This window comes from Rhodococcus olei, from assembly GCF_039540555.1.
Classification (GTDB): Bacteria; Actinomycetota; Actinomycetes; order Mycobacteriales; family Mycobacteriaceae; genus Rhodococcus_G; species Rhodococcus_G olei.
This window is the reverse complement of sequence record NZ_BAABFB010000103.1, coordinates 1-791: the sequence shown is the minus strand read 5'-3', so window position 1 is coordinate 791 and position 791 is coordinate 1. Positions and strand designations below refer to the sequence as shown.

Annotated in this window: 1 protein-coding gene; it reads left to right on the top strand. The window is 67.1% G+C overall.

All coding sequences use genetic code 11. The features are described from left to right. Window positions 1-791 (top strand): acyl-CoA carboxylase subunit beta (locus ABD951_RS28500; protein ID WP_345353642.1); only part of this gene is annotated, 791 nt, incomplete at both ends.

Here is a 791-nt window from a genome sequence, read left to right as displayed (position 1 = left end):
GGTCCGGCCGCGGGTGGGCACGTGTACTCGCCGGCGTTGACGGACTTCGTGGTGATGGTCGATCAGACCTCGCAGATGTTCGTCACCGGCCCGGACGTGATCAAGACCGTCACCGGTGAGGACGTCACGATGGAGGACCTCGGGGGCGCGCACACCCACATGGCCCGTTCGGGTGTCGCCCACTACGTGGCGTCGGGGGAGCAGGACGCCCTCGACTACGTCAAGGACCTGCTGTCGTACCTGCCGTCGAACAACCAGGCCGCGGCGCCGCGGCTGGAGCCGACCGATCCGATCGTCGGGTCGATCGAGGAGTCGTTGACGGACGAGGACCTCGAGCTGGACACGATCATCCCCGACTCGGCGAACCAGCCGTACGACATGCACGAGGTGATCCGGCGTCTGCTCGACGACGACGAGTTCCTCGAGGTGCAGGCCGGGCGGGCGGCGAACATCATCGTCGGGTTCGGTCGGATCGACGGCCGCAGCGTGGGGATCGTGGCGAACCAGCCGACGCAGTTCGCGGGGTGTCTGGACATCGACGCCTCGGAGAAGGCGGCGCGGTTCGTGCGGACCTGCGACGCGTTCAACGTGCCGATCGTCACCCTCGTCGACGTGCCGGGGTTCCTGCCGGGTACCGAGCAGGAGTACAACGGCATCATCCGTCGCGGTGCGAAGCTGCTCTACGCCTACGGTGAGGCGACGGTCGGGAAGATCACGGTGATCACCCGCAAGGCGTACGGCGGTGCGTACGACGTGATGGGGTCCAAGCACATGGGTGCGGACGTGAACCT